We start from the raw sequence: 16,508 nt of genomic DNA on the forward strand, positions 1-16,508 counted from the left end.
GGTAATTGCAATGGCTATTACAGTGAATATTTATTATAGTGGTATAAATGGAAATGCAAAAAAATTTGCTAAGGAAATGGTTTCAAGTGGAATTGTTGGTAATATTCTTGCAGAAAATGGAAATCTTAAATATGAATACTTTTTTCCAATGAATGATGAAGAAACAGTGCTTTTAATTGATAGTTGGGAAGATCAACATTCCATTGACGTACACCATGCTTCACCTATGATGGCAAAGATCACTGAGCTTAGAGAAAAATATGATTTACATATGCGCGTAGAACGGTATGTATCTGATGAGGCCGGAATTTCCGAAACTGATAGGTCATTTATAAAGGAATAAATCCATAATTGGCAGGAATGGAGGATATTATGCTGCAAGCTCTACAATATGTACAAGAATATAAAGAAGAATTGATTTACCCCGCTGTCTGCAAGGCGCTGGACGCTCTTGACATTGCGAAGGATATGCGCCCTGACCTTAAAATAGTGATTAAACCCAATCTTATTATGGCCAAAAGTCCTGATTTTCCGGTTACTACACATCCCCTGGTGATCAAAGCCGTTGCCCGCTGGCTGAATGAGCACGGTGTCAAAGATATCACCCTTGCGGAAAGCTCAGGCGGCCTTTATAACGCCGAATACATGAAGAATATTTATCGCGTATGCGGTATGAGGGATTTGGAACCGGAGGTAAAGCTGAATATGGATTTTTCCGCACGGACGGTAAATTGTAAGGACGGCTTTGCCAATCATTCTTTCCATATTATAACACCCGTTTTGGATGCCGACTATGTGATAAATATCTGCAAATTGAAAACCCATTCTATGACCGGTTATTCCGGTGGAATCAAAAATCTTTTTGGGGTCATACCCGGACTTGAAAAGCCTCAAATTCACTATCGCTGGCCGGATATAGAAAATTTTTCCCGTATGCTGCTTGAACTGGCGCAGACCGTCAGTCCTCAGCTCACCATCATTGACGCGATTGATGCCATGGAAGGAAACGGTCCTACTGGAGGCACTTCCCATCCCCTGCATTTGCTTCTGGCGGCAAGAGATTTTTACACTCAGGATTACTTTGCGGCAGGGCTTATGGGACTTGACCCTATGAAGATTGAAATGATTCGGCAGGCTGTGGAAACCGGACTGGCAATTCCCGATACCATCACGGTTGTGGGCGATGCGATCCCCGAAGGCCTTACGCCTTTTCAGGTACCGGATACGAAAAGGCTGGACTTTTCCAGTTTTCTGCCTGGCTTTTTGAGAAAACCTTTTGCTAAAGCAGCAAACCTTCTGTTCAAATCTTATCCTCAGCTCAATAAGGATTTATGTGTAGGCTGCGGAAAATGTGCGGAGAGCTGCCCTTCACATGTAATCACGATTAAAGATAAAAAAGCTGTCTTTAAAAGAAAGGGCTGCATCTCCTGCTTTTGCTGTCAGGAAATGTGCCCTATGAAAGCTATTTCCGTAAAGAAGGCCCTGTAAACAGCATTTTTATGCCCTCCCACTAACAAATTTCCAGATTTTCATAAAGCTTCCATCCGATAAACAGCATTGGGCTGCGTGCTTATGCAGCTCCCAATGCCGTTTATGTTTCTCCAATTTCTTTTTGAAATAATAACTTTTATCACGTATTTGAATGATTCTGCCTTGATTACTTTATTTCTGTTACTTCGTATCCGGCCTCTGTCACTGCCGCCTTCAATGCGTCATCCGTCACCTGTCCGTCTAACACAACCTTCGCACTTTTCTCCTCAAGGCTCATGGTGACCTGTTTCACTCCTGCTACTTCCTCCAGCGCTTTCTGCACCCTTCCGGTACAATGTGCACACATCATACCTTCAATTATCATTGTTTTTTCCATTTTTTCTTCCTCCTTATTTTCCTGCTTTATTATGGTTGAAACTTCCTCTTTTTGAGTTTTCTGAGTTTCCCAACTTTCCTCGCTTATTTCGCCTTCCGCCTTAAAATTCCGCAGCCGCAAGGCATTTCCCACTACAAACAAGCTGCTAAGGCTCATAGCGGCAGCACCAAACATAGGATTTAACCTGATTCCAAATAAAGGATACCACACTCCTGCCGCTAAGGGAATCCCGATTGTGTTATAGAAAAAGGCCCAAAACAGATTTTCTTTGATATTCCTAATCACAGCCCTGCTAAGGCGAATCGCAGTGATAGCATCTGTCAGCCTGCTTTTCATCAAAATAATATCGGCGCTGTCTATGGCCACGTCTGTTCCTGCACCAATGGCAATACCGACATCTGCTGCTGCAAGAGCAGGCGCATCATTGATACCATCGCCAACCATAGCTACCTTTTTGCCCTCTCTTTGTAATCTTCGGATTTCCTTTTCCTTATCCTCTGGCAAAACCTCAGCTACTACCTGATTGATACCAAGCCTTTTTTGAACCGCCTGAGCAGTTCGCTTATTGTCACCGGTTAACATAACTACTTCTATTTTCATATCATGGAGCTCTCTGATTGCTTTCATTGAGGATGCCTTAACTGTATCGGCAACCGCTATCACCGCAGAAAGTTTCCCATCCATAGCAAATAAAAGTGGGGTTTTTCCGTCTTCTGAAAGCGCCTCTATCGCAGTCTGAATCTCCGAAGACAAAGTAATATCATTTTCATTCATAAATCCCACATTACCAGCCATACATTTTTTACCCTCACAAACTCCCATAACGCCTTTTCCAAAAACTGCCTGAAAATCCTCCACGTCAGGAATCAATGTTCCCCTTGCCAAAGCTTCATTCACAATAGCTTCTGCCAGAGGATGTTCGCTGGGCTTTTCAATTGCTGCCGCTATTAATATGATTTCATCTGAATTTAACCCTTTTTCATATACTATAACATCAGTTACTTTTGGTTTTCCTTCCGTAATAGTACCTGTCTTATCCAAAACCACAGTGTTGATATCCCTTGCAGATTGCAAGGCATCCCCGGATTTAATCAGGATACCGTTTTTAGCGCCCACGCCGGTTCCCACCATAATTGCCACCGGTGTAGCAAGACCCAGTGCACAAGGGCAGGAAATAACCAACACCGCGATAGCACTTGACATAGCCGCTTCAAAACCGCCTCCTAAAATCATCCATACCAGGAAGGTAAGTAAAGCAATTCCTATTACTGCCGGTACGAAAACACCTGCAATTTTATCAGCAAGCCTGGCAATAGGCGCTTTAGATGAGGATGCCTCCTCTACCAGACGGATAATCTGGGACAAGGTAGTATCTTCCCCCACCTTCACGGCTTTACAGATCAGGCGTCCCGCCTTATTCATAGTAGCCGACACCACCGCATCGCCGGGCTGTTTCTCCACAGGAATACTTTCTCCGGTAATTGCCGCCTCATTTATACTGGAGGTTCCCTCCACCACAACTCCATCCACCGGCACAAGACTGCCTGGCTTTACCACAAACAAATCATCTCTCATGAGCTGATGGGTAGGAATCTCTTTTTCTTCTCCATTTTCCATAAGAAGAATCGCGGTCTTAGGGGATAAGTCCATCAATTTCTCAATAGCCTGACTGGTTTTGCCCTTTGAACGGGTTTCCAGGTATTTTCCAACTGTAATCAGTGCCAGAATCATACCGGCCGACTCAAAATATAAGTCGGAAGCATAACGGCCAACCAGTGCATCATCTCCATGCCCCAGCCCATAGCCAATCCGATAAATGGCAAAAACCCCATATACAAGAGCTGCCCCGGAGCCAATCGCAATCAAACTGTCCATATTAGGACTTAAGTGGAACAATGTCTTAAAGCCAGTTTGAAAATATTTTCGGTTTACATAAAGGATCGGCAGTGTCAATAGAAACTGGGTAAAAGCAAAGGTTAAAGCATTCTCATTTCCGTGGAACAATTTTATAAAAAGCTCCGGCATTGGCAGGTGAAGCCACATAAAAAACATATGATGCATGGATACAATCATCAACAAAACCATAAAAACAATGGAAATGGTTAATCTTGTTTTCATTTCTTTATTTTCTTTTTTCCCTTTTAAGGCTTCCCTGCCGGCAATATCCCTGTTTTCAAAATCTCTGCCGGCAATCCCTCCATTATCGCCTTGCTGTCCCTTTAAATCCCTTTCGCTGCCTGCTTCCCTTCGGTCTGCTGCCCGCATGCTTCCCCTTCCTGCACCTTCAATGGTCATAGGACTGGCGCCATATCCCGCACGCTCCACCGCCTCTACAATTTTATTTTCATCGCAGACCGCTTCATCGTATTCTACCTGCATGCTGTTTGTCAAAAGATTTACTGTAACATCACCCATTCCCTGTAATTTTCTCACACTCTTTTCTACATGGGAGGAGCAGGCAGAACAGGTCATACCTGTTACCGCATATTTTTGTTTTTTCATAATGTTCAATTCCTCTCACTTTCTAATATAAAAAATTAGCTATTTCAATTTTTTAACCAGCTCAATAGCCTCCTCCATAATCTGTTCATTTCCATTTTTGATTTCTTCAACCACGCAGGTTTCCAAATGTTCCTTGAGAATAATATACCCAAATCCCTGCAATGCACTCTCCACAGCTGCAATTTGTGTCAAGATATCACCGCAATAACGATTCTCCTCCAACATTCTGCTGATACCATTTAACTGCCCAATCATACGGTTCAATCGATTCTGAAGCTGTTTTTCCTGTCCTTCGCTTCTTGGCGTATGTTTCGTTCTGCAACAATTACACATGTTTTCTTCTATGTTTTCTTCCACATTTTTTTCTATACTGCTTTTCTTATTATCTTCCATCTCCTACCTCATTTCCATACAAATTTTGCGGCTGTTCATTCTCCCGCCAGGCTGTTACCGGATTTTTATATTTTCCACGCCAAAATACCCATATGGGGTATCTGTTTTTGTTTTATATTATACCCCTATAGGGTATTTGTCAAGGATAAATTATGATGCAAAACAAAAAACTGCCGTCATTCTATTTTCAGACAACAGTTTTTATCGTTTTTTTATTTATTATATATGTTATTTTATATATCCAGGGCTGTGCCCCTTCTTGCATTTAAGTCAAGTTCCCTTCCATCAAGCACTGCCTGGATAAGAGCATAATTTTTGTCATAGCAAAGCTTTAAGGAAAAAAAGGGCGCCTTCTTTTGAATCAGTTCAAAAAATATAAAATCGCCTTCCCATAAGTTAAGGTTTCCTATCTTATCCTTATCCACCCATTCCAGCGTTCCTTCATCGCACTCTGCCAGTTCCCCCAAAAAACCATCTGCGGTATAAAGGCACATATATTCCGCGGGATAATTCTCAAAGCAAAAGGTGACGATTCCTCTAAACTGATAAGAAGTAAGGGTAAGTCCGCTCTCCTCCTTTACTTCACGCAGCAGACATTCTTCAGGACTTTCATTCTCCTCGAAATGCCCCCCTATCCCAATCCATTTATCCTTATTTACATCATTCTTTTTAGAAATCCTGTGTAACATCAGATATTGATTGTCCTTCTCAATGTAACACAAGGTTGTTAATTTACTTTTCATAATTTCTTATTTTTCAGTCTCTCCTTTAACTGCTGTAATTCACAATCAGCATCTCAACACTAATGCTATCGTTCATTTTCCCTGTCTTAACCGCTTCCTCCGCTTCCACGCAGGCCTCCACAGCCTCCCGTATCTTTTCTGTTTCAAAACGGGATGCCTGGGTTACATATTTGCCGGCAATAAATCCCGGCAGCCCTACCTTCTCCCCAATCGCTTTATTCTGGTATCCCTTTCCCCGAAGCTCCTTTACCTGCAAAAGCAAATTAAACTGTCTGGCAATCAAAAACAAAATCCTCATAGGCGGTTCCTTTTGCGCTAGCAGCTCATAATAAAGAGTCAGCGCCTGCTTTTGCTTTTTGTCTGCAATCGCGCTTACCATGTCGAATATATGATTGCCTATCCTTCTGGTACAAATATCCTCAATATCCTTTTCCGTGATGACTTCCTTTTCAAGGCAGTAGCAAAAAAGCTTCTCCGTTTCCCTGCGGATGTTTTCCATATCGGCGCCTGTTTTTTCTAAAAGGAAATCAAGAGCGGCACCTGATATATTCTTATTTTCTTTCTTGATCATTCCCAGAATCCATTTCTTTAAGGTAGCTTCATCCTGAATGGCAAACTCCACCGCACATCCCTTTGAAGATACTGTCTTATAAAGCCGGTTCCTTTTATCCACCTGGGCTTCTACAAACACAAAGCACACCGTATCCGCAGGATGCGCAAGGTAAGCTGCAAGTTCTTCTCCACCCCCCTTAAAAAAGCCACTGTTTTCCAAAACAATCAGTCGCCTTTCTGCAAAAAAAGGAAGCGTTTCCGCCTGGTCAATGACCGCCCCTATTGAGATGTCTTTTCCTTCATAATAATGATAATTCATATTATCATCACCAATCATGGCCTCCTTTAACTTGTCCCTGTACTGCTTTCTTAAATATCCTTCTTCGCCGTACAGAAGATAAATCCGGCCAAACTGCCCTGTCTTTATATCTTGAACCAAACGCTGCATTTTTCCCTGCCTCACCCCCTTGCAGATAAAGTATACCACAAACCGGGCGATTATTCATTTAAAAATTTTCTAAGCTTTACCTTTCTTCCATCCGTAGTAAAAGTGACAGCCCCGGTTTCATAAGTTATCAGTATTTTCGTCTCCTGTTTCCCAAGCCTTTCCATAAGCTCCCTGTGCGGATGCCCGTAAGAATTATTTTCCCCACAGGATATTACCGTGTACATCGGACTGGTACAATCCAGAAAATCCTCCGGTGTGGAATTTCTTGAGCCATGGTGCGCCGCCTTAAGCACCGTAATCTTATCTGTCTCCTGTTCCTCTTGCCAAAAACCTACCATCTCCTGTTCTCCTTCTCCTTCCACATCCCCCGTCAGCATTGCGATGAAATTTCCGTAAGTCAATTCAAGAACAATAGAATATGCATTGGCGTCCCCCGCCTGATACCCCCTGGAAGGATGAAGGCAGGTCAGCATAAGTCTGCCATCTGAAATCTTTTGCCCTCTGCTTATGTACGATACCACAATGCCAGCCGCACCGGCCGCCTGCTCTAACTCCTTGTAGCTTCCACCCCTTCCTTCTTTTGCGATATCCGGCAAAACCAGATGCTTTACCTTAATTCCCTGCAAAGCCCCTTCCTTTAGCAGTTCCATTATTCCGTTGCAATGATCTTCATCCGGGTGGGTCACAAACACAGCCTCCAGTTCACTAACTCCCTGGGATTTAAGAAAGGGAATTATTCGATATAATCCAACACTACTCACCGATGAGCTCCCCCCATCCACCAAATAACTACTTCTTCCTTCGTTTTCAATATAAATGCTATCCCCTTGCCCTACATCCAAAAAAATAACCTTTAGCCCTGCCCTTGGATGCAGTGTCAAGATCACCACAGCCACCGCCACAATTCCCCATTTCACCGCCATATGCAATTTCTTTTTATACATCACAAGAAATACCAGCACCATTACGTACACTACAACCTGCCACACCGCAGGTCTGCCCGTTGTCAGAAGCCGTCCCGGCAAATTATCGCACCCTCCACATGCTCCCTCATACAACATCAAAATAATCTTTATCACAAATCTAAAAGGCATAACCCCAAAAGGCCACAAAATCCCCAGCGCCAAAACAAAAAGCCCTGCTCCCATCAAAAAGCTCATAAGCGGAATTACCAATAGATTCAAAACCACGGAGTATACAGGAAACTGATAATAAAACCACAGATAAATAGGCAAAGTAATGACCACCACTCCCAGGCCGCCTGCAATCTCCTTTATCACCGGTTTCTTCACAAACTCTCCCTCCTCTATAAGGGAGGGAAGCACAAGACCGATTCCCAGCACACATCCAAAAGAAAACACAAAGCCGCTGTGATACAAATAAAGAGGCTGACTGAGCAAAATCAAAACCGCTGCTATCCCCAATGCTGTTAACATATCATAAGTACGCTTTGCTAATACTGCCGCCATCTGCAGACAAAACATCAAAACTGCCCTCACTGCCGACACAGAAAAACCCGTCATCACACAATAAAAAACCATTAACGCCATGGACACCGCCGCAGCCAGCTTCATAGGCACACCACATTTCCTAAGCAGCTTATACAGCCCCATTCCAAGCATAGATATATGCAGGCCGGAAATTGCCAATATATGGACAATCCCATTCCTCTGATAAAGAGCCTTAAGATCCCTGTCCAACCCTTCTTTTTCTCCAAGCAGTATCGTCTGCATCACAGAAGCCTCCTTCTCGGGAAGATTTTCTTCTAACACATGAGAAAGCAAGCGCCTGAGTCTGTAGACACCTTCCATAAACCCATTATATTTGGTTGTTTTTGCAAGAACTATCGCCTGATTGAGGCGGTAAGAAATTCCAGAAATCTGATAATAAGAATACGCGTCAAATTGACCCGGATTAGATGCCCTTTCAAAACATGCCATTTTTCCCTTAAGCTGCACCACACTGCCGATTTCCGGCTCCTGTTCCCCAGCTCTTAGGTAACATATCACTCTCTCCCCCGGCGGCCCGGTATCCGCTGCCTGTACGGCATCATCTTTCCCCGGTGAAAAGAGCTTCAAATATAAAACCAACGACTCCTTTGCTTTTTGCTCCCTAATCTCCTTCCTGTAAACCCTCCCCATCACAGTCACATTTTTCTTCTGAAAAACACTATAATCTGTGAAGGGTACAGGTTTTATGTGCACCAGCACAAACAAAAAGGCTGTAACCGCCAGACAACAAACCCCAAGCGGCCTTCTTCCCATACAACCCCTCCATTCTCATCAATCCTTTATCTTCATACCTATTCCACCAGCTCCAAATTTCTCTCAAACACAGTAGAAAGACTTGTATTCTCCTTGTAATTCACCGTACTGTCCCCATTAATGGACAACTGTACCTTATTCACATTAGAAAGCTCCACCAGCGAATTTGTGATAGAATAAATCGTCACATCAGAGGTCACATTATAAATCTGCGTCAAAAAAGTATTATCCAAATCCACGTAACAAATTCCATCCTTCACATTCACGCTGATAATCTTCGTATCTGGATTAATCGTAGGGAACGCCTTATCTCCCTCCGCCGGCCCTGCAATCAGCTGCTCCAGCACCAACCTTTCCATAGAAATATTACTACTGTAAACCACAGACCTGCTCACCGCCTTTAGTCCGTCTCCCTTTTCATTCGCCAGATATAAGTTAAGCTTCACCCTCTCATAGGTATTAATTTCATTCCCTGCATTGTCAAGAAATAAGTCCGCGCTCATGATACCTATCACGTTTCCGGACATATCCATTAAAGGCTCGGTCCTGATTTGAAAGGACACATACTGTATTCCCTCTATCTGAGTAAGCGTCCTGACAATTGCCGCTCGTATCAGCACCTCCGTGGTAACCGGAAGATGCCTGTAATTATCGTCAAAATTTAATGTAAGCTGATCTTCCGCAATGCTGTAATCCAGCAAAGTAATATTATCAGATAAAGGCGCCTTATATTCCAGCTTTTCGGAAACAGCCTGTAGCTGCTCCAAAAGCTCCGCAAGCAGCTGTTCCGTATCCGTACTTTCCGTATCCGTCACATATTCCTGGGGATAAATACCAGTCTCACCATAATTGATATAATATACCGCATATTGATTTCCCTGCTCCTGCTCAGCCTGATGGCTGCAGGCACAAGCTACAAATATGAGAAGCAACAGCAGGAAAAAGCCTTTTCCTTCTCTTCTTAAAATCATTCCTATTACCCCCTAATCGTAACAGGCAGCCTTAGACTTCCCTGTTACGGATTTACAGCAGCATACAAGTTCCTCTCTACTGTTACCTCTAATACCAGGCTTTAAACTAAAACCCTTGTAAGTGGTATTTTAACTGTAAATGTACTTCCTTCTCCCTCAATGCTTTCCAGTCTGATAGAACCACGATGCCGCAAAACAGCGCTTCTTGTAATGGCAAGTCCAAGGCCCGTGCCGCCGATTTCCCTGGAGTGAGACTTGTCCACCCGATAAAACCGTTCATAAATCTGCTCAAAGGATTCCTCCGGAATGCCGATTCCCGTATCCGCCACCTCTATCGTAAAAAACTGATGATCCGCATCTAATGTCACATCTACTTTGCCCTGTTCTTTGTTGTACTTGATTGCATTCTCTACCAGATTTGTCAGAATCAGCGACATTTTTACTTCATCAACCTCCGCCAGTACTTCACGTTTACTGATCAATGTCACTTCCACATTTTTCTTTCTTGCTATGGGACGGATTCTCTTTAAAATCGTTTCCGCCAATGTATTAATATCCACCACGCTGATATTCAGCTCTGTTGCCGGCTTATCCAGCTTAACCAGCGCCAGCAGATCATTGATAATTTTATTTTCCCGCTCAATCTCCTCCGCAATATCCACCATAAATTCACGATAAAGCTCCGCCGGCACATCCTGCTGGGCCAGCAGGGAATCTGCCAAAACCTTAACAGATGTCATAGGTGTTTTAAGCTCATGGGACACATTTGCCACAAATTCCTGCCTGGAGTCATCCAAAGTTTTCATCCTCACAAGAAGACTGTTAAAAGCGTTCACAATATGCTCTGTTTCCAGATAATCAGGCACCGAAATAGGCTCATTCGTATATCCTTCCTTCACTTCGCCGATGGCTTTGGATATCCTGTCAAAGGGACGAATCAAAACCTGTGCCAGTACAAGGGCAATGGCAAAAATACAAAATACCATGATAATTTCTACAATCTGCGCCTTCCGGTTTAAGATATTCATGGTCATAACAATACTGTCCGTAGAAACGCTGGTAAGCATTACCCCCCTTACAATCTCCGTCCCCTCCGGCATATCCTCCGTTGCCATCTGGGCTGAAACCGTCTCTACAATGGGAACCGTCATTTCAATAAATCCGTTTACCGCATCATAATTTACAGTATTGGTACCCTTCAGGCAGCGAATGACTTCCTCTGAGATAATCACCTTCCCCTCACTGATGCCGTAAGTATCCTTCACCACCTTTAAATTTCCATTAATAATAAGAACGCGTCCATTGTACAGATTCGAAAGCTGCTCTAACTCCGCCCCAATCATCTCCGATGAAGTGTCCTGCAAATAATTGTATGTAATAAGGTGATTTGCTATAATTCTGAGCTGGGTCTGCACATCGGAAGTACGCACATCCACCGCACGGCTTTCATAGTTTTCCAAAATGCCAACCCGCATAAAGATACTGGGAATCACACCCACAAGAAACATAATGATAAACAGGCGGACTTTAAGGCTCCGCCATATTTTCAGCTTTTTCAGATTTGTTTTTATCCCGTAAGCCATGCTCCGCACTGCCTTTCTCCAAATTAAGCTTCCTGCTATGCTCCGCATGCTTATGCTTTCAGATAAACCACACGGATATCATAACATGCAGGCGGCCTAAAGCAGCGTGCATAATTCATGCATAAAGCTGCGTTCGGCCAGCCATCCATACAGGCAGCCATCTATTATGCAAAATAATATCCGACTCCCCACTTTGTGTGCACGTACTTTGGCTCCGATGGATTTTTCTCTATTTTTTCCCGTAATCTTCTAATGTGAACGTCTACTGTCCGTACATCTCCCGGGTAATCATTACCCCACACCAGCTTTAAAAGCTTCTCTCTGCCATATACTTTATTGGCATTCACCACAAGCAGCTCTAAAAGCTCAAATTCCTTGGCTGTCAAATTGATTTCCTTTCCTGCCACATAAACTCTCCTGCCCTCGCAGTCAAGCTTCATATCTCCACTTTCAATCACCTTTGCCGCTTCCTTGGGCTTAGGAGAAGTACGTCTTATGATGGCTTTCAGCCTTGCTTTTACCTCCAAAATATTAAAAGGCTTGATAATGTAATCATCTGCACCGTATTCCAGACCTAAAATTTTATCCATATCCTCCCCTTTCGCCGTCAGCATAACGATAGGGACACTTGAAAATTCTCTTACCTGCTGGCAGACCTCAAAACCTGTAAGCTTAGGAAGCATCACATCCAGAAGAATGATATCATAGGTTTTATTCCTAATCATCTCCAGCGCTTCCTCCCCATCATAGGCGCAGTCCACTTCCATTCCATCCTGTTCTAAACTAAACCGGATTCCTTTTACAATCAGTTTTTCATCGTCCACTACCAGCACTTTCTTTGCCATATCAAAACACGTCCTCTCCCTGACCTGAAATTATAATCCCTCATGTTCTACTTCTACACCTTGACCGCAAATACACTCTAAGTGTCAAATACATCTTATTTTTCTAATAGTCCCCGGAATTTCTATACTGTAATCCCGTCCTTTATTTTCTGAAATAACCCGTCCTTTATCCCTTCCACATGCATGATATCTTCAATCTTTTGGAAGAATCCGTTCTTTTCACGATATGCAATGATACTCTTTGCCTTACTGCTCCCTATTCCCGGAAGCGTACACAAAAGCTCCTCGCTTGCAGTATTAATATTTATCAGGGAAGTATCCATCTTTTCATTTGTACTACCGCTGTTACCAGCCTGATTGGCGTTTTCGCCTGCCTCCTGCCACTTTGGCAGACCGCCTGCCTCCTCAACCTCCGCTTTGGTAGGCACGTATATTTTCATTCCATCCGAAAGAAAGTCCGCCTGATTTAAAAAATCCGCATCAGCATCCTCCATAAACCCACCAGACCTCTCAATCGCCTGATAAACCCTGCTCTCCCCTTCTAAGGTATAAACCCCCGGACGGGTCACCGCACCGCAGATATGTACAACGCACTCCTTCAGCCCCTGTCCTTCATCCTGCCCGGTTTCTTCTGTCGCCTGTTCCTCTCTTTGTGCACCTTCACCCTCTGCACCCTCCGTTAATAGAAACGAGACTTCTAAATCATTCACAGCCCCTTCTTCCCCAGACAAAGCATCCATCTCTGCATCTTCTACAGGCAAAAGCAGTTCCTCCTGCTCTTTCCCCAAATATCTCCCACACCCTGAGAAAATACCGGAAATCAAAGCAAGAATCCCTGCTATTATTTTTAATTTTTCTTTCATCGTTATCTCCTTTCTGCCAAAAACAGAAAGCCCCTTATAACGATACTATTTCATTTTAAATGAAATTTCCCCTATTGACAAGCCAGAAGTTCCCGTTTTATTTTGTATGAAAATCCGCAAAATGAATCCCCCGAATTATATTTTACAAAAATACGCCGCACGCGCTTACTCCCATTTAAAAAGAACAATCCCTACAATTGCCACTCCCATCCCAATCACTTTCTTCCACTGCAATGGCTGCTTTTCCACCCCGAATAGTCCTAACAGCTCTATCACATAAGCCACAAGCAGCTGCGCCACTACAATCAGCATTGCCGCTCTGGCCGGCCCTAAAAGTTCCATGCCCTTTATCACAGTATAAGTAATAAATGCCCCGATTGCCCCTCCTAACAGCATATACTTAGGCTCCACTTTAAATAAAGCCCCAAAAGACGATCTGTCCGCAAAAAACCACGCTGCCAGACAAACCAAAAGCGCCGTAAACTGCACAAACGCATTGGCCACCCAAATGCTGGAAGATTTCGTTACCTGTGTGTTAAACACTCCCTGAATACTCATAAGCGCACCGGAAATCAGCGCAATAAAAAATCCAATCATATGGATCCTCCTTAACAATTTTTGTAAGAAACAGTTTCATAGTGAACCATTCCTGTTAAAACACTTTACTAATATGTTTATTCATCATACCCATATGATTGGAAATTTATTCATTTGTATTTTAATCCTGCTGTTCGTCTAAAGTCTCCTGGATGTCATATTCTTCGTCCAAAAACTCATCATCTTCTTCCTGGGGCATTTCTTCCTCAATATACTGCTCCTCATAAGGACTGCCCGTCACCCGGCTCATAACCTGCTCCGATAGCAGCTTTAGCATTTCATTTGCATCCGCCCCATTCCATACCTGTGAAAACATGGATTCCAAACCCAGCCAAAAACCGCTGGTCTCAATCATTTTAGGCATGGATATGGATCTTTCATACTCCTGTGCAAAGCGGCTGAGAGGCTCATAGTCATAGGCCGTTCCCTTTGCCGCCGATACCTTACCGGCTCTCGCATACAAAATATCATTGTACTGGGAGGTCAAAAAATATGCAAAATCATTTGCCTCTCCTTTATTTCCCGAATAACCATTTACCACCACGCAGTTTGTCATAGAAAGAGACCGGCCTGTTTGGTTTTCGCTCACATCAGGCGCAAGGGTGACATCATATTCATAGTCAAAAAGCCCCTCCTCCTTCGCCTGTTCCAATCTAGAAACCGCATCGGTCGTTGCAATGGTAAAAACCATTTTTCCTTTTATAAATTCATCCAGAATGGTATCATAATCAATTTCATCGGTGTCAATGGAAAAGAACTGGTTCAAATCCTGATAAACCCGCATACTTTCAATGGCGTCCCGATTATAAATATCAACCTGCGAGGTATCCCATCCAGCCTCTCCGCCTATTTTGATTGAATTTCCCACAAAAAAATAGTTATAAAAAATATCGGTAACATCCCATTTAAAGACGCCCTCCACCTGTTCCGGCGCATCATAATTATCTGCAAAGGTCTCGATATCTTCTATAGTAGAAGGCAAAAGCTCCTGCAGTTTTTCGGCAATCTCCCCCTCGGTAAAGCTGCTTTCTTTGCTATTGGCTTCTTCTCCTTCCGCCTCCTGATCGCCTTCACCTTTCGAATTTTCTTCCTCCGCCATAAGTCTTTCTGCTTCCAGCCTGCCAGAAGCCATATCCTTTAAATAAGTCTTATTATAAAGAAGGGCGCTTGTCTCAAAATAAAAAGGATAGCCGATTACCTTGTCCTTATAAGTCGCTGCGTTAAGGCCAGTTCCTATATAGCCATCCTCCATCTGAACACCCTCGGGCGGCTTCACCTCGCTCGCAAGACCTGCCAGATACGCCTTTCCCAGTAAGTCATGGCTTAAAACATACAAATCTGCTCCGTTTTCCTCCGTAAGGGACGCGCTGTTGATCTCCTCCAGATACTCAAGCCCTGATTCCAGCACCGGTACCACCCGCACATCATGGGTCTCATTGTAGGTCACCGCAGCGCCGTTTAAATAAGAAGTAAGCGCTTCATCCGTATACCACAGATAAAGCGTTTCCTTCCTTCCTGAAAAAACCGTATCCTCCTGTTTATCTGTAATCACCTTGCCCGATTTGGCAATGCCAAATGTAATCAGCGCCGCCGCTGCAAGTACGCCTGCCGCTATTAGTCTTCCTTTCAGACTCATTTTTTACCCCATTTCTATTTCATCCAGACATGAACGCAGGATTGCCGCCATGTCATCTACATTTTCTTTTCTGATTATAAGCGGCGGTACAAAGCGAATCACATTGGCGCCTGCATTTACTACAAGCAGTCCCTTTTCAAGGGCTTTCGCAATGACACATCCTACCGGCCCCGTAAGCGCAAGCCCCTGCATCAGGCCCGCTCCGCGTCTTTCCTCGACAAAAGTATACTCGCTTACAAGCTTATCCAATGTTTCTTCCAGATAAGCTCCCACCTCTTTTACATTATCTATTATATGGTTCTCCTCAAATAAATCAAGTACAATATTGATTGCCGCCGCCGCTAATGGGTTTCCCCCATAGGTTGTGCCATGGTCGCCGCTTGTAAGAGAATGCTGCGCTGCCTTTTCCGTCATCAGAAAAGCACCCACCGGTACACCGCACCCCAGGGCCTTGGCCGTAACCATAATATCCGGCTTTACACCATATTTCTGCCATGCATACATATACCCGGTGCGTCCCATTCCACACTGAATCTCATCCAGAATCAGAAGAATATCTCTTTCCTCACAAAGGGCCTTCACCTGCTTCATAAAGCTTTCATCCGCAGGATAAATCCCTCCTTCTCCCTGTACTGTCTCAAACAAAATGGCACATGTTTTATCCGTCACATTAGAGAGCACGCTTTCAAAATCATTCATCCTTGCAAACCGGATATTCCCAATCATAGGCGCAAAGGCCTCCCTGTACTTAGGGTTTCCTGTTACCGACAAAGCCCCCATGGTGCGCCCGTGAAAAGAATGTTCCATGGCAATGATCTCATGGTCCGTAGCGCCATCCTTTAAGTATCCGTACTTACGCGCCGCCTTGATTGCGCCCTCCACTGCCTCCGCGCCGCTGTTGGTAAAAAATACCCTGTCCATACCGGAAACCTTTTTCAGCTTCTTGGCCGCCTCAATGGCCGGCACATTATAGTAATAATTGGAAGTGTGTATCACCTTGTCAATCTGCGCTTTTAATGCGTCATTGTACCTCTTATTATGATAGCCCAGCGCAAACACCGCAATCCCTGCACAGAAATCCAGATACTTTTTTCCGTTTAAATCATAAAGATATACATCTTCCCCTTTATCCAAAACAATCTGATAACGATTATAGGTATGCAGAAGCGCCCTCTCCGCATCCTCAATATATTCTTTCATGTCCATCTGCTTTTCCTCCTGTTATGATTCCTTACACTTATTCC

At 43.8% G+C, this 16,508-nt stretch carries 14 protein-coding genes; 2 read left to right on the forward strand and 12 right to left on the reverse strand.

The window, feature by feature from the left end; genetic code table 11:
* Positions 1 to 10: 10 nt before the first annotated feature.
* Together D5281_RS08440 and D5281_RS08445 are read left to right on the forward strand one after the other, a co-directional pair.
* Positions 11 to 343 (forward strand): antibiotic biosynthesis monooxygenase family protein, encoded by a 333-nt coding sequence (locus D5281_RS08440; RefSeq protein ID WP_160559723.1) that lies wholly within the window; start codon positions 11 to 13, stop codon positions 341 to 343.
* Between the two features lie 29 nt (positions 344 to 372).
* Positions 373 to 1,488: a DUF362 domain-containing protein gene (locus D5281_RS08445; RefSeq protein ID WP_160559724.1), complete on the forward strand. Its 1,116-nt coding sequence runs from the start codon at positions 373 to 375 to the stop codon at positions 1,486 to 1,488.
* Between the two features lie 169 nt (positions 1,489 to 1,657).
* On the opposite strand, the gene D5281_RS08450 is transcribed toward D5281_RS08445, so the two are convergent.
* The 12 genes from D5281_RS08450 to D5281_RS08505 all read right to left on the reverse strand — a co-directional run bounded on the left by D5281_RS08450 (position 1,658) and on the right by D5281_RS08505 (position 16,470).
* On the reverse strand, positions 1,658 to 4,369 hold the full coding sequence (locus D5281_RS08450; RefSeq protein ID WP_277935249.1) for a heavy metal translocating P-type ATPase: 2,712 nt from the start codon (positions 4,367 to 4,369) through the stop codon (positions 1,658 to 1,660).
* Between the two features lie 39 nt (positions 4,370 to 4,408).
* Complete coding sequence (locus D5281_RS08455) at positions 4,409 to 4,762, reverse strand: metal-sensing transcriptional repressor (RefSeq protein ID WP_277935250.1); 354 nt, start codon at positions 4,760 to 4,762, stop codon at positions 4,409 to 4,411.
* 233 nt (positions 4,763 to 4,995) lie between these two features.
* Positions 4,996 to 5,505: an NUDIX hydrolase gene (locus D5281_RS08460; RefSeq protein ID WP_160559726.1), complete on the reverse strand. Its 510-nt coding sequence runs from the start codon at positions 5,503 to 5,505 to the stop codon at positions 4,996 to 4,998.
* A 25-nt stretch (positions 5,506 to 5,530) separates the two neighbouring features.
* Positions 5,531 to 6,505 (reverse strand): DNA polymerase III subunit delta, encoded by a 975-nt coding sequence (gene holA, locus D5281_RS08465; RefSeq protein ID WP_160559727.1) that lies wholly within the window; start codon positions 6,503 to 6,505, stop codon positions 5,531 to 5,533.
* A gap of 50 nt (positions 6,506 to 6,555) precedes the next feature.
* On the reverse strand, positions 6,556 to 8,769 hold the full coding sequence (locus D5281_RS08470; RefSeq protein ID WP_160559728.1) for a DNA internalization-related competence protein ComEC/Rec2: 2,214 nt from the start codon (positions 8,767 to 8,769) through the stop codon (positions 6,556 to 6,558).
* 38 nt (positions 8,770 to 8,807) lie between these two features.
* Positions 8,808 to 9,740: a GerMN domain-containing protein gene (locus D5281_RS08475; RefSeq protein WP_160559729.1), complete on the reverse strand. Its 933-nt coding sequence runs from the start codon at positions 9,738 to 9,740 to the stop codon at positions 8,808 to 8,810.
* A 101-nt stretch (positions 9,741 to 9,841) separates the two neighbouring features.
* Entirely contained in the window at positions 9,842 to 11,323 is a 1,482-nt protein-coding gene (locus D5281_RS08480; protein WP_160559730.1) for a sensor histidine kinase, read from the reverse strand.
* Between the two features lie 164 nt (positions 11,324 to 11,487).
* Positions 11,488 to 12,168 carry a response regulator transcription factor gene (locus tag D5281_RS08485; protein ID WP_160559731.1) on the reverse strand — a complete coding sequence of 227 codons (681 nt, stop codon included), beginning with the start codon at positions 12,166 to 12,168 and terminating at the stop codon, positions 11,488 to 11,490.
* A gap of 122 nt (positions 12,169 to 12,290) precedes the next feature.
* On the reverse strand, positions 12,291 to 13,031 hold the full coding sequence (locus D5281_RS08490; protein ID WP_160559732.1) for a helix-hairpin-helix domain-containing protein: 741 nt from the start codon (positions 13,029 to 13,031) through the stop codon (positions 12,291 to 12,293).
* Between the two features lie 165 nt (positions 13,032 to 13,196).
* Positions 13,197 to 13,628 (reverse strand): DMT family transporter, encoded by a 432-nt coding sequence (locus D5281_RS08495; RefSeq protein ID WP_160559733.1) that lies wholly within the window; start codon positions 13,626 to 13,628, stop codon positions 13,197 to 13,199.
* Between the two features lie 121 nt (positions 13,629 to 13,749).
* Positions 13,750 to 15,264 carry a sugar ABC transporter substrate-binding protein gene (locus tag D5281_RS08500; RefSeq protein WP_160559734.1) on the reverse strand — a complete coding sequence of 505 codons (1,515 nt, stop codon included), beginning with the start codon at positions 15,262 to 15,264 and terminating at the stop codon, positions 13,750 to 13,752.
* Positions 15,265 to 15,267: 3 nt separating this feature from the next.
* Complete coding sequence (locus D5281_RS08505; RefSeq protein WP_160559735.1) at positions 15,268 to 16,470, reverse strand: aspartate aminotransferase family protein; 1,203 nt, start codon at positions 16,468 to 16,470, stop codon at positions 15,268 to 15,270.
* Between the last annotated feature and the right edge of the window lie 38 nt (positions 16,471 to 16,508).

Origin of the sequence: Parablautia muri, from assembly GCF_009917485.1 — a bacterium.
GTDB lineage: Bacteria > Bacillota > Clostridia > Lachnospirales > Lachnospiraceae > Suilimivivens > Suilimivivens muri.

Bases quoted from the DNA above. Each gene is read 5' to 3' on its own strand.
- D5281_RS08440 (WP_160559723.1), top strand. From the start codon at position 11: ATGGCTATTACAGTGAATATTTATTATAGTGGTATAAATGGAAATGCA.
- D5281_RS08445 (WP_160559724.1), top strand. From the start codon at position 373: ATGCTGCAAGCTCTACAATATGTACAAGAATATAAAGAAGAATTGATT.
- D5281_RS08450 (WP_277935249.1), bottom strand. From the start codon at position 4,369: ATGAAAAAACAAAAATATGCGGTAACAGGTATGACCTGTTCTGCCTGC.
- D5281_RS08455 (WP_277935250.1), bottom strand. From the start codon at position 4,762: ATGGAAGATAATAAGAAAAGCAGTATAGAAAAAAATGTGGAAGAAAAC.
- D5281_RS08460 (WP_160559726.1), bottom strand. From the start codon at position 5,505: ATGAAAAGTAAATTAACAACCTTGTGTTACATTGAGAAGGACAATCAA.
- holA (WP_160559727.1), bottom strand. From the start codon at position 6,505: ATGCAGCGTTTGGTTCAAGATATAAAGACAGGGCAGTTTGGCCGGATT.
- D5281_RS08470 (WP_160559728.1), bottom strand. From the start codon at position 8,769: ATGGGAAGAAGGCCGCTTGGGGTTTGTTGTCTGGCGGTTACAGCCTTT.
- D5281_RS08475 (WP_160559729.1), bottom strand. From the start codon at position 9,740: ATGATTTTAAGAAGAGAAGGAAAAGGCTTTTTCCTGCTGTTGCTTCTC.
- D5281_RS08480 (WP_160559730.1), bottom strand. From the start codon at position 11,323: ATGGCTTACGGGATAAAAACAAATCTGAAAAAGCTGAAAATATGGCGG.
- D5281_RS08485 (WP_160559731.1), bottom strand. From the start codon at position 12,168: ATGGCAAAGAAAGTGCTGGTAGTGGACGATGAAAAACTGATTGTAAAA.
- D5281_RS08490 (WP_160559732.1), bottom strand. From the start codon at position 13,031: ATGAAAGAAAAATTAAAAATAATAGCAGGGATTCTTGCTTTGATTTCC.
- D5281_RS08495 (WP_160559733.1), bottom strand. From the start codon at position 13,628: ATGATTGGATTTTTTATTGCGCTGATTTCCGGTGCGCTTATGAGTATT.
- D5281_RS08500 (WP_160559734.1), bottom strand. From the start codon at position 15,264: ATGAGTCTGAAAGGAAGACTAATAGCGGCAGGCGTACTTGCAGCGGCG.
- D5281_RS08505 (WP_160559735.1), bottom strand. From the start codon at position 16,470: ATGGACATGAAAGAATATATTGAGGATGCGGAGAGGGCGCTTCTGCAT.